Source organism: Paenibacillus assamensis DSM 18201 (assembly GCF_000422445.1).
In the GTDB taxonomy this organism is placed as follows: Bacteria; Bacillota; Bacilli; order Paenibacillales; family Paenibacillaceae; genus Paenibacillus_B; species Paenibacillus_B assamensis.
Genome location: NZ_AULU01000026.1, coordinates 1 through 16016, shown reverse-complemented (window position 1 = coordinate 16016; position 16016 = coordinate 1). Strand labels below are relative to the sequence as shown.

The window sequence follows — 16016 nt, the reverse complement described above, 5'->3', positions numbered from 1 at the left end:
ACATGCTGCAATGTAGTATCGACGTTATACAACAAAATATTATATCTTATTTGCAACAGTAAAAATTCAAAATTTTGTACAGATCTACTTAAAGCGGTCAGAGCAATGCTAAACCATTGTCTGACCGCTTTAATAATTTTAAGTACCTATAGGATATAAGTTTTGTTTCTCTTCAAGAAGTTCTTTATATATTAACTCATATTTCATTGAAAAAACTTTTAAAGAGTATTCATTTTCAATCTTTTCCCGAGCACTTTTACCTATTGAATTTCTGAAATCTTCATTATTCACTAGAACTTCTAGTTGCTCTGCAAATTCCTTCTCACCATTAATTAAGAAACCGTCGCATTTATCTTCAATTAAATCATTCCAGCCCGTAACATTAGTTGCAACAACACATATTCCAGAAGCCATTGCCTCTAATCCGATTATAGGCAACCCTTCCCTTATTGATGTAGAAGCTACTATATCTGTGATTGATAGCAGATGAGGAATGTCGTCTCTCGCGCCTAATAATTTAACATTACTAATTGACTGGGCCTCAATCATTTTTCTAGTTTTTCCAAAAAGCTCTCCATCTCCGATGATCAGGAAGATAACCTCACTATTTCTAGAATTAATTTCATTAAATTTTTTCATTATACGAACAAATTTAAAGGGATCTTTTTCTTCTCTAAGACGACCAATATACGAAATAACGACATCACCATCGTTTATTCCCAGACTTTCCAAAACTGAAACATCCTTAGGTCTAGGTTTAAACATTTGTTCATCTACACCATTCTCGATAGTAGACACTTTTTTCGCATCTACATGTAGAGTCGTAGTCATAATTTTTTTCAGACTATTAGTAATAACAATTATCTTATCTATATACCGCTCATATTCAGCTGATATTCTGGCATAATCCCATGGGTCCTCTGGGACGTAGTTATGAACTAAAGCAACCACCGGAATATCGTGTGATTGCTTTATCTTAGGTAGAAGCTCATAGCCCTCTCTACTGTTACTGATATGAATTAAATCAATGTTGTTATTCTGTATGATTTGATTGATAAAGACAAAATAACTCTCAAAATTCATATAGTTCGGCAGGTGATATATGTTATTCGTAACTTCATAAAATTTATCGTACCATGGATTATGAGATTCAAGGGTCGTGATTATTGTAATATTATAATTAGTTTGATCTAGTTGCTTTAATAAATCTAAATTAACTTTATCTGCTCCTCCAACCTCTAACCATGGAAATATGAACAATATATTTTTTTTATCTTTAGATGTCTTTTTTTTTTCTACTGTATTACTTTTGCTCGTTGTTTCTTTAATCGAATATTGTTTATCCGTTTTATTACGCTTATATCTTAAAATAATCTTTTTTGTGCTTTCTTTTATGAAGCGAGGAGTTATCTTTTTTAGAACTTTATAAAATTGAGCATCATAATTATTATTAGTCACAACACGTTGTTGTTGATTATAAAGTTCAGGATGCTTTGAACGAATTTGTTGAATAATCAAATCATGCTTTTCTTTGGAAGAATCGATCATGGAACGACCATGTTTTCTATAATTAAATAATGGTTCTGGTATTTGATGACCTAGCCAACCTTTTGAAGCAAGTGATATCCAAAATTCCCAATCTTCATATCCCATTTTCATATCTTCACTATAACCACCAACAGATTCCCACGCTTCTTTTCGAACAAGAGAAGTGACAGTCACAGTATTCTCATTCAGTAATCTATTCATATCAAATGCTGGAGGCATCCAGACCCAATCTTCATTTCCAAAGTGCTTTAACCAAAAGGATACAAAACCAACATTAGGGTTGTTCTCCAAAACCCAAGTTGCCTTCTCTATTAGCGTTTTTTCAATTGTGTCATCTGCATCTAATGGTAAAACATATTTACCGCTAGCGAATTTAAATCCAGTATTTCTTGCAGCAGGCAACCCTTGATTTTTTTGATGTATAATCTTCGTCTTTGGTTTAGTAAGTTGATTGAGAACTTCAATTGTATTCTGGTCAGTTGATCCATCATCTACGATTATAATTTCTATGTTGGTATAGGTGCTAGCTAAGCAAGAATCCACTGCCTCCACTACAAAGTGTCCGTAGTTATAACACGGAATTACTATAGATACTAACGGGCAACTATCAACCATTTTTATTTCCGCCTTTTTCTGAATATTTCATCTTTATAAAATCAAGCACTCCCAAACCTTGAATCATAGAGAGTTGGCTTTTCAGCTCATTAATTTCATTTAAATGCAATGCTTCTCTAGATTCGTTCTCAAGTAACTTTTGTTTAAGTTCCCCGTTTTCTACCAATAAACTTCCCGCACTTCTATTTAAGGAATCTCTCTCTTCCTCTAAAGCTGAAGCTCGTTCTTTCCAATTGTTATACTGTCCTTCAAGCCAAGATTTCCCTTCTTCTAATTGCTTAATCCATGCAATTCTTTCTCTATTAGCATGATCGTATTCAAGTTCAAGCAGCATATGTCTGTGAACTTCTGATTTGAGTAATGCTTCGTAATTACGAATCGAATGGATATTATCTACAGCCTGCCACTTAAGGAAGAACATATTTCTGTGAGCTATATTCCTAGAGATTAAAACTCTATGTTTCAAATGAGAATCAGCAACATTTAATCCATCGTATAGTTTAACATCACGATTTTTCACTTTAGTTAGACGATTTTCATCAGAAGCACTTAAGTAATCAAAAAGAATATTGGCGAAGTTCTCTAAAAAAGAACTGTCATCTGCATTTATAAACAATTCTTCTATATGTGCTACTAAAGCTTCATCTATATTGGTCATCTCGGATAATTTAGTAAGCCAAGTTAAAGAATAGAATACCGCTAAATCTAAACTTAGAGAAAATTCATCAAGGTGAATGCAGTCATTCAAATCAATCCAAACTGGAGTTCCGTCAGCTATCATAATTACATTTGTAGGCACAGGATCAGTGTGAGCTATTCCTTGTTTGTGAAGAAAATCTAAACCTTGCGCCAACTGCAGCATAGTATTCAAAAACTCATTGAAGCTTTTTATGTCGTATTTTCGTACTTGATGATTAAAACTCCAAATATTATCATCTAATTGAACACCATCTAAAAACTGAATTTCAACACAACATTTACATACTGCTTTTATTGGGACTATATTTTTATGTTCAGTACCAACTAATTTATTCATGATTTGATATCTTGATTCCAAATCCCTTATAACAGGATAACCATATAAATGATGGCCTGACCAATTATTTGCTTTAAGTGGTAATATGATATTATTGGAAGCAAGTAATCCTACTATTATTTTTTCATTATTTACGCTGATTGGATATATTGTATCGTCCTCAACTTTAATCGAATGAAGTAAACAATCAGATCCGCATACATCAATAGCTAGGTCTGTAGCTTTTAATTTATTTATAAGTTGAGGATCATCAAAAAACTTCCTACTTTTCACATCTATAGACATATCTACAATCGCCTCCTGCTCCTACCGTTATGCCAACCTTTTTGATTTCCCTAAAATCAGTACTGCTCAAGATTAGATGCTCTATTTGATCTCTTCCCCAGCCGAAAGATTCAGAAAACTCTTCATTATATTCTAAGTACATTACTTTAAGGGTTGTGTCCGAAAGAAGTTTCAAAAATGACTGCAGATCCTCAGTTTCAATAGCCACTTTCCCTTGAGAAGCATACCCTTTGAAAAAATGATGTATAATATTTAGACATAGTACAACATCATATTTCACCGATTTTTGTAAATAATCAACAATATCTTCAGTAAAAAATTCAGGATACACTTTATATTCTTCACTTAATCGTCTTGCCGTGTCTAATGGTTTTTCCTTCGAAAAGCCCAAAACATCGTAAGCGATATTGTTTTCTACACCTGTTACTTTGTACCCCATTGCCTGTAACGAATGTGAGAAGAAACCAATATTGCACCCTAAGTCTAAAATTGTAGAATTAGGCTGCAATCCAATTAAAAAAAGATCACGACTAAATATAATAAGTCTATCAAGACAGGTACGTTCGTAACCATAAGCAGACTTAAAATCAGACTGTGATATTAAATCAAAGCGTCGGCTTCTTATTAAGTTAAAAACTTTCTTAGAAGCATAAATAGGTTGATAAAACATTTCTCTATCCATGGGCTTTGACTTCCTCCAGCATTAATTTGTGAGTTAGGCTGCCTTCCATAGATATCATCCCAGGCACCCAAGTCCCGACGGGCAATTGTGCTACCTCGAAAACTGCTGCAGCAAATACTTTATCATGATAATGGGGACTAGGAAATGACTCCTTTAGACCGAGTGCAATACTATATGAACCAGGCGATAGTTTGATTGGAAAGCTTAGATTTACAATAATTCTATCATTTTTTTTGCATGGCCCCAGTTCTTTACGCTCAAGAAATGAGTTATAACCAAATATGTCAATACCGTTAATATCCCTTACCAATAATCCGTATTCAAGTTTGTGATTAATGTCTTGATTACAAACTATTGATGCAGACACGACCATAGTTTCCCCATACTGAAATAATGAGCTTTCAGCTCCAACGGGATCAGACATTTTAATACCAGAAAATCTAGCCGCTCCATCACCAAATCTTGAGTGAGACAGCGATGTTAGTTCAGTTGTAGTAAACCAATCTGTGGATGCTGTAATTTTACTTAAATTAACCTCTAAAGTAGAAGATTGCTCTTTAGAATCTTTAGATACTACATCCCCTTTAGTTTCGTTATTTTTTTGATAGTTTTCTTCATGCATTAATTTTTGATAAGCGTCGGCTACAACATCTCCAGCGCCTCGCATTACAATTTTTCCGGAATCCAGTAATATTGCTTCCTCACAAAAGCTTTTAATTGTAAGAATATCATGGGAAACGAATAAAACGGTTTTTCCGGAATCAACAATCTCACGCATTTTATTTTTACATTTGTGTGTGAAAAATATATCCCCCACAGCTAATGCTTCATCGACTATCAAAATATCAGGATCTACGTTGATTGCTACCGAAAATGCTAATCGAACAAACATACCAGAAGAGTACGTCTTAACTGGCATATCAATAAAATGACCGATATCTGCAAATGATTCAATATCTGCAAATTTTTCATCCATCTCTTCTTTACCTAATCCTAGTATAGCTCCATTAAGATAAGCATTTTCTCTTCCTGTAAACTCTGGGTTGAACCCCGCGCCCAGTTCTAATATTGCAGCAACTTTTCCATTTGTAACAACTTGTCCGCTAGTCGGCGCAAGAGTCCCTGCAATAATTTGAAGTAAAGTTGATTTGCCAGATCCATTCTTTCCTATAATCCCCATCGTCTTTCCTTTAGGAATCTCGAAGGAAATATCGTGTAGAGCTTGAAATTGCTGATGAAGCTGTTTTTTACCAAAACTCATAAGCTCTTTAAGTTTATCTGATGGTTTATTGTACATAGGGAAAACCTTATTAATATTATTCACTATAATAGCTGGATTAGATGACATCGTTAAAGTACCTCCTAGTTCTAACAAAAAACAATCTAGAGACAAAGAATATTATGACACTAATAAAGGATACAGTTAAAAGGGCAGTCGGATTAGCAATCTTTCCCGAAAAAATAATTCCTCTAATTGATTCAATGATTGCTGTTAGTGGATTAAAATACATAATGCTTTGGAACTTCTCGGGCACTGCAGTTATTGGATAAAATATAGGTGTCATAAAAAATAAAGCATTTAATACAACAGCCACGGTATAAGCTATGTCACGTACGAAAACACCCAGAGAAGCTAAAAGATAATTGACGCCGATAGTAAATAGAATTAGTGGCAATATTAACACAGGTAAAAGCAATATAGACAAATGAAACTGATATCCAAAAATAAACATAAACACAAACAGAATAATGAAACCTATTAAGCAATGGAATAAAGAAGTAAGTACACTAACAATGGGTAATATCGTCAAAGGGAAGACCACTTTTTTCACGTAGTTAGGGTTCTGAGTAATAAGTGTCGGTGCCTTTGATACCGACTCAGAGAAAACTTGATATACAATTAATCCACAAAATAGAATGAGAGCAAAATCAATTTTATTACTAATTTCGGTCCCCCATCTAGACTGAAATACTTCAGTAAACACAAAAGAATATATAGCCAGCATAAATAATGGGGATAAAAATGCCCAAAAAAGTCCTAAAAATGAATTTTTGTATCTTGATCCTATATCTCGTATAGTAAACTGCTTAACTAGACTGATATACATTTTTTTTGTATAGTCCATCTCATAAACCCCTTTAAATCTTTATTGTATTTTTTGCAAACGTCAAAATATCCTGTTCAACGTGAGTTATTTTCACGTGAGCAGGATATTTTATTTAGTTAACGATGTTTACTTAATAGAAACGAAAAAGTTTCTCTAATACCTTGATGTAAAGATGTTGATGCCTCCCATTTCAGGTCTTTGTTAGCCTTTTTACTGCAAAGGGCGCTTCGGCGAACATCTCCTTTTCTTTCTGCTTTTCGTATAAGTGGCAGTTCAGATCTTGAAGACATATCAAGTATAATATTATATATTTCAGATATAGATATTTCCTTTCCAGTACCTATATTAAAAATATTATTATCACCATTCTCCAATGCTGAAATATTAGCTTTACAAACATCAGCAACATAAACATAATCCCTAGTTGTCCCTAGAGGCATATCCTCATACGTAAAAAGATAGGATTGGTTGTTATTTAAAATATTGTTCATAAATATAGGTACTACACCACATTCACCATCTGCGTTCTGCCTAGGTCCGTATACATTTGAGTAACGCAAAACTGTGTAATTTAATCCGTAAGTTATCTGGTAAAAGTGCAAGTACTTCTCACTTATGTACTTTGTAATGGCATACGGAGAAATTAATGAAGGCTCACAATTTTCACTAGTTGGTATAACATCCGTATTACCGCTTAAAGCTCCACCGGAAGAAGCAAAAATAATTTTACTCACCTGCGCACTGACTGCCGCATTCAAAAGGTTTAAAAGACCGATTACATTTATATTAGCATCGAGAATAGGATCATCTACAGATTTTGGAACAGATTTTTGAGCAGCATGATGATTAATTATATTAGGCCGCTCTTCTTCAATAATTTTGACTATTTCCGTGGACTGTATATCAACTTGATAAAATCTTGCTTTTGAATTTATGTTTTCAATACAACCTGAACTTAGATCATCTACCACTATTACGTCGTGTCCAGCTTCAATATAACTATCTACAATATTAGAGCCAATAAAACCCGCTCCGCCCGTTACAAGTATCTTCATGAATTCACCTCTAAAAAGTAATCGCTCATTTTTCCCGCTGCTTTATATAATAACATATATTTATAGGGTATAAGTAGTCGTACCAGAGCGACAGTATATTGTAATCCGAATATCCTTCCAGTTGGAAGCAGAATTAATTCTACATTCAAATCAGTTATATATTCTTCTCAGAATAACCAACCCCTACCATATTCGGTGTCAAAGTTGTGAACAAGGAAGGCAATCAGATTCTCTCTAAGAGATTATTGAATATTAGCTAACTCTTTATTATGTGATGACTTTTTCGTATTCGTGCATTATAAAAACACGCTCTCATACACACGAGCGTGTTAGTGGAATTTACCTTGCTGAAAAATAGACATCTCACATTTCATCTATGGTTCTTTAAGAAAGGTCAAATAGGAGGGCCAAACCTATGCTGAGCCTTTTTAACATGTATATCCAATCTTAATCTCCAGGTTGATAAGACAACATTAATTTATCGATCATGGACATAACCGTATAATTCTGCACAACTAGCTCTTTTGCTCTCATTGCATAAGAATACCCATCCGGATCAGTAAAAAAATTTTCCATTGCCGCAGCTAGACTTGCTGCATCATTGCGTGGGACCAACAATCCGTTATAACAATCAGTTATCAATTCCCTGATTCCCGGAATGTCTGTTGCTATAACAGGAACACTCGCAGCCATAGATTCTAATACGGTATAAGGGAGCCCTTCCCAGTTCGACGTGCAGACAAGCAAGTCAAAAATCTCAAAATATTCTCTGCTATTTACCCCGCCCGCAAAAATAACCTGCTGTGCTAACCCCTTTTCCTTGACCATCATTTTCAGACTTTCCGTTAACTCCCCATCACCTACAATAACCGTCACTTTATTTTTTTCATTTACTATATTCAATGCCTCAATGAGCATTTCGGGGTTCTTCTGTGGAGACAATCTTCCAACAAATCCAATAATACTTTCATCGCCACGATAACCATGCTTTATAAGAAAATCAGTTTGCCTTCTCTTCTTCTCTTCCACCGAATGAGATTCGGGGATTTCAATCCCATTAGGAATCACGATCATTTTCTCTTTCGAGGCAACTTTCCACTTCAGTGCTTCACTCATCTCGCCTTGTGCTACACACACAATCGTCTTCGTCATTTTGGAGGCCACTTTTTCTATCGACGCAAAAATCAAATTTTTAAGGTAAGAGTTCCCCTCATGAAACGAAAAGCAGTGTGGGGTATAAATAATGTTACGATGTCCGCATAACCAACCAGCCACTCTACCAAGTACTCCCGCTTTAGAACTATGGCAATGTATAACATGGTAACGATTTTGCTTAAGAATTTTAATGATTTGATACAAAGAAACAATATCCGATAAAGGATTGATCTCTCGAAGCATATTAACCAAATGCAATTTATGCCCCATAAAGTGCTCTGTCTTAGTCAGTACTGGGTTCTTAAGTGGAGACAAAATAAAAGATTGTTCATATTGTTCCCTATCCATGGACTCAGCTAATTGAAGCAGATGCTTGTATACTCCACCTGCTGTTGCTTCTGATATATGGCATATTCTTATTTTATCCATACCCACCTCAACTAATTTGATGCTATTTCATAAACCTTCTTATACTCTTCTATCATTCTCTTGATACTATAGATATCCTCAACGCAACTTCTTGCTTTATCGATGATTCGATTTCGTAAAATATGATTTTCATACAGCGTAATACACTGTTCTGCAAGCAAGTTAGATTCTGATTCAGCTAACAATCCGTTCGTACCATGCTCTATAAGATCATTCCATCCAGGTACATCTGTAGCGACAATAGGAACACAAGCTTCCATCGCCTCTAAACCTATCATAGGGAATCCTTCTCTCAAAGAAGGGGCACATAATGCATGAATTCGGTTAAATATCGACTTCACATCCCTAGTGGCTTCCTCATAACGAATAAGATGTTGGAGTCCTTGCTTCGTAATCTCCTTCTTTACAAGTTTCTCGAGCGGACCACTTCCTACGATTATGAATTGAATAGGGAGCTTGCGTAGACTAATCTCCTTAGCAACACGTATAAATAATAAAGGATGCTTCTGAGCCACCATTCTGCCGATAAAGCCAATTATAAAAGGATCATCGCTGCTTTTGCTAACACACAACGAACTTACCTGAATACCATTCGGTATGACATCTACGATCTGGTGCTTATTTTCTGAAACCAACCTTTGCTTCTGCGACTGTGTAAGGACAACTCTTCTATCTAAAAATTCTGAGTAGCTTTTACTGTAATTAAAATAATCCCATGCAGCCCATGGCTCCTCCATATGCAGCGTATCTACAATTTTCACATCTGGACATGTAGCTTTAATATATTTCGCTGCTCTATATCCTAATTGAGAGTTAGATATATGTACGATGGATATATCATTCTTCTCAATTAAATACGCAATAAACTCTAATTTATCTTGCTCATTGTTTACAAAGGAACTAATATCGTGTATAGACTTTACATGGTTAGCAAATTCGCGTTTCATCGGCTGATGCTCTGAACCCGCTGTAGTAACAATAAAAAAGTTATACTCCATCTTGAGCGCACTTATTAAATTGAGAAAAACAGTTTCTACACCACCAACTTCAAGCCATGGCAAAATTACCATAACATTATTGGTTCCTGCACTCCCCTGCTCCAGCTTACTTTCTATTGGAGCTTGAAGCGTGCTTTCATATGTCCTGTTATTTTTCATATTAATAAGGAACTTTTTCAACTTCTCTTTATACTCAACTGGAATAAAGCTCAACAACCTCTTTTGTAAGCTAGCAAGTTTTTGTTGGCTACGCCACCTTAGTTCCACTATTATAAATACAAAGATTGATCTAAGTAATTTCCATATAGAGTATATATCCTTATGTTTACTCTTAATGACACCCATTAGTTTTGCTCTTTTTTTATTAGACCCTTCAAGCATGCTCCCTTTGTGCTTACGATAGTAAAACAATATTTCATCGATATGGAGCCCTATCAAATTGTGTTTACCTAGACGGATTACAAATTCCCAGTCCTCAAAGCCTTCACGCATAGAATTATCGTATCCACCAACTGTCTCCCAAGCGGTACGTCTCATAATAATAGTAGCGGGGATAAAATTTTTCACTTTAAGGTAATCGTAATTATAAGGGAGTGTATTCCATACATAATTGACTTCTCCAAACAATTGGACTAAAGGATACACAAAGGCGTAGTCTGGATATTTATTCAATAACCAAACTCCCTTTTCTATGAATGTAGGGTCAATCAAATCATCTGCATCAAGAGTCAAAATATAGTCAGCGTCTGTCGCCAGTATTCCCGTATTTCTTGCTGAAGATAAACCTCCATTTAATTGTCTTACTACTGTTACGCGATTATGTTGTTGTAATTCCCTCAATACTTCAATAGTATGTTGATCAGTAGAACCATCATCAACGATAATAATCTCATAATTATGATAAGTAGCAGTAAGAACACTCTCTACCGTTTCCTCTATATACGCACCGTAATTATAACAAGGTATAATTACAGCCACTTTCTCATTCATTTCAACACATCCTGAATTTTTTTGATATTTAATAGACGATTAGTTTTATAACTCAAACTACTTATGGTAGAATTATAACGTTATTTTGTCGTAAAGGAGAATAGATATTGTATACTTATGGATATACAAGCACTAATAAGTCGAATTCTTTAAACTCAGAGAATCGTCCACACTATTTATTGCTAGCTTTTGTCGGTTTGTTTCTAATGTGGTCAACTTTTCACGTCGCATTATTTAATGGGCACACAGTCAACTTTGAAAGTCCGATTTATACAGCAACTCTATTTGCTGCAGTTATTGCCCTAGTCAGTATGGGAGTATTCTTCAAACATTTCAAGCTGGATCAGAAGTCAACTTTACTCCTTTGGTACGCCCCACTGCTACCTATTAGCTATGCTATATCTTTATGGAACGCTGCATCAAGTAGTTATGCAGTTAACATGCTTCTTATTACTTTTATATTTATTACTTTTTATATCACTACTATAATTATAACTCAAAATGGAAATGCACGTAGCAAATTAACAACTTTGCTGATTTCTAATGCTTATGTCATTGTATGGTTTGGATTTATCAATTGGTTCGGGAACAGTAACTTAGTAAAACCATTGATTAGTTGGATGGGAATTTATTTCGAGGAAAGTGGAAGATATAAAGATGCCGTTATGTTTACTAATGATGGACTTCGGTTAACATCTGTTTTCCAATACGCCAATACATACGCAGCCTACCTAATGGCCTTTTTATTCGTGGCGCTGTTTTTGTTAGGCAGATCAACGAAATGGTGGGGCAAATTGACACACGCTTCTATGCTAGTACCTATACTATTATCCATAATGTTGACCCTTTCACGTGGTGGATTGGTAATGCTGCCGGTAGTATTTTTTATCCTTTTACTATTTTTAAAGCCGTATCGCCAACTAACTTGGATTATTCATCTAACTATTAGCGGCATAGCAACATTGCTTGTACTAAATCCGATTACGAGTATCGGAACTGAATTGTACGAAAACTTCACGATCGGCACTTCCTTAAAAGGTTGGGGAATACTACTTGTCATTTCTTTGTTATCTGGAGTTCTATCACTCTGTACTGAGAAATGGATTACTCCTTGGCTGCAAGAAAAGTTTTCATCTTTATCTTCAAAAAAGATTGCAAATTTCATTATTCCGTTAGGCAGCGCAATTGCTGGCTTAATATTATTTGTAATCTTCGTTGGTACGAGCGCAAAAAACATATTGCCAGAAGATATTCGTAATCGACTCGAAAGTATTAATTTTACGCAGAACAGTGTTCTCGAACGAGGTACATTCTACACGGATGCTTTAAAAGTTATCTCTGATTATCCAATTATCGGAGCTGGTGGTGGAGGTTGGGCTGCTCTATATGAGCAATACCAAAACAATCCTTATGTATCAAGACAAGCTCATAATTTCTTCTTGCAATATATAATAGAGACTGGAATTCTCGGATTTGCGTTCCTGTCCATATTCCTCGTCTATATTCTCTATCATTATATTCGATCTTACATTAGAGCAGATGACGAGAAGCGCGATGAACATTTTATTTACTTTATCATTGCTCTTTCTATCTTGGTTCACAGTATATTAGACTTTAATATGAGCTATGTATATATAGGCATACTAGTCTTTATAGGTTTGGGTGGTATGACAACTGCTATAGAGAAAGATCCAATTGCTAACCAAAAGCGCAAACCTAAATCAATTAAGTTAGCCTATACTGCGATATTTAGCTTAGCTTCTGTAGTAGTATTAATTACATCTTTTACATTTATCTCAGCTGCAAAAGCCTACGATAAAACAATAGAAATATTAGGAACCACTAATAATTATAATGAGATCATTGAGCCTTTAGATAAAGCGCTGAGCATTCGCCCTACGCATCCAAACTATGTGATGCTAAAATCAGATTTACAAGCTCAGATCTATGTACAAACTCAAGATGAAGAGTATTTTACTGAATCCGAAAAGGCAATCAAAGATGCTTTGAAAGTTGAACCTTATAATAAATCATTATGGATGAGCTTAAACTCGCTATATTCTCACAAGAATATGCACGTGGACATTTACAAGGTATATGACGAGAATAAATACCGTTATCCTTGGGACATTGAATGGTATGAACAATATATGCACATTGCATCTCTTCTAGCAATAAATCCGTCCGTGGATAAAGCGGCAACAGACAAATATATTGCTTCAACACTTGAATCGCTTGAACATATTCACAAAGGAATTGAACATTTAAAAACTTTGCCAGAGGGACAACTTCAAGGTCGAAAATTTGAAATCACACCTAAGGTTGCTCTGCACGCTGGACAAGCATACTACATGAGTGGAAAAACACAAGAAGCTCATGATCTTATGAAAGCTCATATCCAGGAAAACTTAACAAACCCTGAAAATCCAAATGATAAAACAAATCAGGAACTTATGCGTTGGTATCTAGCCTCCGTCCAAAAACTTGGTTTGAAAGATGATGCTAGCCTAGCAAAACTATTAGCTTTCGATCAAACTGAAAATGAAAAAATTACTAGCATCGCAAACATGAAATTAAAATAGGCTACATTAAATAATTAAGAAGAATATTATAAATATTTGCTAGGGCTCCATCCAAAGGTAAAACTCAGCACACAGATATACAAAAACGGCACGGGATTACTCCCGTGCCGTTTTGCTATTTTCCAGTTCTAATTGTTCTTCCATAAACTTCATAAGCGCCCCTCTTAATTCGGGTCGTTGTAGCGCAAAATGAATCGTAGTCTCGATAAATCCGAGCTTTTCACCAACATCATGGCGATGACCCTCGAAATGATAAGCAAGTACCTTCTCTTCAAGTCCTAGCGTTGCAAGCGCATCTGTTAACTGGATTTCTCCATTAACTCCTGCTTCCTGCTGTTCTAACAGATCGAAAATTCTTGGTGTGAGTATGTACCTACCCATAATTGCCCAATTAGAGGGAGCAAAACCAACAGCAGGCTTCTCTACCAATCGTTCAGTCTCCATTATCCGATCTGTGAGCTGGTTACCTGCTACAACACCATATCTGCATACTTCTTCCCATGGTACTGGCTGTACACCTACAACTGTGGACTCGTATTGGTCAAAAATATCGATCATCTGCTTCAAACAAGGTTGCTGGGCTTGAACAATATCATCACCCAATAATACCGCAAAAGGTTCATTGCCAATAAATTTGCGAGCACACCAGATTGCATGACCCAATCCACGTGGCTCACGCTGACGAATATAATGAATGTTAGCCATCTCAGAGGACTTACGAACCTCTTCTAACAAGGCAAGTTTCTCTTTCTCCATCAACATATGCTCTAGCTCAAAATAACTATCAAAGTGATCCTCAATTGCTCGCTTTCCTTTACCAGTTACAATAATAATATCTTCGATACCGGACGCAACGGCTTCTTCAACGATGTATTGTATGGTCGGCTTGTCTACAATAGGAAGCATCTCTTTCGGCATTGCTTTTGTCGCAGGCAAAAACCTAGTCCCTAAACCTGCTGCTGGGATAATAGCTTTCCGAATCTTCATTTGTTCCTCCCCATATATTTCGTTATAATTAAGTAAAACACTTCTACTATTATACATGAAATAGGAGAAAATATCTGATAACTTGGGAGGAAACCATGAGCATTCTTGTTACAGGTGGAGCAGGATATATTGGCTCTCATACAGTACAAACCTTACTGAATAGTGGTTACGAGGTTATTATTGTAGATAATCTCAGCACTGGTCATATTAAATCTATTAATCAAAATCAAGTTAAATTCTATTCATGTGATATTAGAGATAAAGATATGTTGAGCCGTATTATGCGGGAGCACTCTGTTGAATCCGTCATTCACTTTGCTGCCAGTTCCTTAGTGGGAGAAAGCATGAAAGCTCCAGCAAAATATTATGACAACAATGTGTATGGAACTCAATGCTTACTTGAAGCAATGTCATCCCAAAATGTAAAACATATCGTTTTCTCATCAACTGCTGCTACTTATGGCAATCCAACGCATGTGCCTATTCTAGAAACGGATCCGACCATGCCAACAAACACATATGGTGAAACGAAGCTTACCATGGAACGTATGATGCGATGGTTTGAGCAGGCATACGGAATGACCTATGTAGCACTTAGGTATTTTAATGCAGCTGGTGCTAGCGAAAACGGAGAAATTGGTGAGGACCATACACCGGAAACGCATCTTATTCCGCTTGTGCTGCAGGTTGCTTTGAATCAACGAGAACATATTTCTGTATTCGGCGATGATTACGATACTGCGGACGGTACCTGTATTCGCGACTATATCCACGTATCCGATTTAGCAGATGCTCATGTTAAGGCACTCCAACACCTACAGGGCGGTGGTACTAGCGATGTCTTCAACCTTGGCAACGGTAATGGATACTCTGTACTAGAAATTATCGAGGCAGCACGTTCTGTGACCGGCCATTCCATTCCCGCTCGTGTGGAAGCAAGACGTGAAGGTGATCCAGCTGTCCTCATCGCAGACGCTTCCAAGGCTAGAGAACAACTGAAATGGGTTCCACAATGGACGAATATTCAGCAGATTATTGCTTCTGCTTGGAAATGGCATCAGGCGAATCCAAAAGGTTATGCTGGTGAATGATAGATAGGTTTCATAAGCACAATCTGTATCATTAAAAAATCCCTCTACACGCCTGCTGATAGCAGCAACGTTTAGAGGGATTTCAGCATTGTACGTATCTATTGCTTTCTCAAATAAGTTCTCTAGCAACGCACAACGCATACGTCTACATGTACATCTACATCTACATCTACATCTACATCTACATCTACATCTACATCTACATCTACATCTACATCTACATCTACATCTACATCTACACGTCAATTGTAGATGTAGTTTAAGAAACGCTCTATTATTTCACCAACTGACCACGCGTAACACCAAGCTGATTCGTTGCTTTCAACTTACGCCATACTTGCGTACCGCTAACCTGTCCACGCAAAGCCTGCTGATAAAGGTCAATAACCTCAGTTACCTGCTCTGGCGTCTCTTCCAAGAACTCAACGCGATAAGACGGCACGCCCAACTCCATA

The 16016-nt window shown here is 36.1% G+C and carries 12 protein-coding genes; 2 read left to right on the top strand and 10 right to left on the bottom strand.

The annotated features are described in order from the left end of the window. Window positions 1–138 precede the first annotated feature (138 nt). From H580_RS25525 to H580_RS25520, 8 genes are all read right to left on the bottom strand, one after another. Entirely contained in the window at window positions 139–2163 is a 2025-nt protein-coding gene (locus H580_RS25525) for a glycosyltransferase (protein ID WP_051217462.1), read from the bottom strand. Beyond that, entirely contained in the window at window positions 2156–3484 is a 1329-nt protein-coding gene (locus tag H580_RS0113755) for a protein kinase (protein WP_028595314.1), read from the bottom strand. Before H580_RS0113755 ends, H580_RS25525 begins: the two co-directional genes overlap by 8 nt. Next, window positions 3462–4166 carry a class I SAM-dependent methyltransferase gene (locus H580_RS0113750; RefSeq protein WP_028595313.1) on the bottom strand — a complete coding sequence of 235 codons (705 nt, stop codon included), beginning with the start codon at window positions 4164–4166 and terminating at the stop codon, window positions 3462–3464. Before H580_RS0113750 ends, H580_RS0113755 begins: the two co-directional genes overlap by 23 nt. Continuing rightward, window positions 4159–5514 carry an ABC transporter ATP-binding protein gene (locus H580_RS26410; protein WP_028595312.1) on the bottom strand — a complete coding sequence of 452 codons (1356 nt, stop codon included), beginning with the start codon at window positions 5512–5514 and terminating at the stop codon, window positions 4159–4161. The genes H580_RS0113750 and H580_RS26410 overlap by 8 nt, the downstream gene beginning before the upstream one ends. Next, on the bottom strand, window positions 5504–6292 hold the full coding sequence (locus H580_RS0113740; protein WP_028595311.1) for an ABC transporter permease: 789 nt from the start codon (window positions 6290–6292) through the stop codon (window positions 5504–5506). Before H580_RS0113740 ends, H580_RS26410 begins: the two co-directional genes overlap by 11 nt. A 98-nt stretch (window positions 6293–6390) precedes the next feature. Continuing rightward, on the bottom strand, window positions 6391–7329 hold the full coding sequence (locus tag H580_RS0113735) for an NAD-dependent epimerase/dehydratase family protein (protein ID WP_028595310.1): 939 nt from the start codon (window positions 7327–7329) through the stop codon (window positions 6391–6393). Window positions 7330–7776: 447 nt separating this feature from the next. Next, on the bottom strand, window positions 7777–8913 hold the full coding sequence (locus H580_RS0113730; RefSeq protein ID WP_028595309.1) for a glycosyltransferase family 4 protein: 1137 nt from the start codon (window positions 8911–8913) through the stop codon (window positions 7777–7779). 11 nt (window positions 8914–8924) lie between these two features. Further along, window positions 8925–10901 (bottom strand): glycosyltransferase, encoded by a 1977-nt coding sequence (locus tag H580_RS25520; protein ID WP_051217461.1) that lies wholly within the window; start codon window positions 10899–10901, stop codon window positions 8925–8927. Between the two features lie 107 nt (window positions 10902–11008). Here H580_RS25520 and H580_RS0113720 point away from each other — a divergent pair, with 107 nt between their 5' ends. Next, complete coding sequence (locus H580_RS0113720) at window positions 11009–13483, top strand: O-antigen ligase family protein (RefSeq protein WP_028595308.1); 2475 nt, start codon at window positions 11009–11011, stop codon at window positions 13481–13483. A gap of 96 nt (window positions 13484–13579) precedes the next feature. Here H580_RS0113720 and galU read toward each other — a convergent pair whose 3' ends face one another. Beyond that, window positions 13580–14470: a UTP--glucose-1-phosphate uridylyltransferase GalU gene (gene galU / locus H580_RS0113715; protein ID WP_028595307.1), complete on the bottom strand. Its 891-nt coding sequence runs from the start codon at window positions 14468–14470 to the stop codon at window positions 13580–13582. Window positions 14471–14565: 95 nt separating this feature from the next. Between galU and galE the strand changes: the two genes are divergently transcribed. Continuing rightward, window positions 14566–15561, top strand: coding sequence for a UDP-glucose 4-epimerase GalE (gene galE / locus H580_RS0113710; protein ID WP_028595306.1), 996 nt, complete (start codon window positions 14566–14568; stop codon window positions 15559–15561). A gap of 274 nt (window positions 15562–15835) precedes the next feature. Here the strand turns inward: galE and H580_RS24245 are convergent. Further along, window positions 15836–16016: hypothetical protein (locus H580_RS24245; RefSeq protein WP_036605254.1), on the bottom strand; the 181-nt coding region annotated here is incomplete at its 5' end.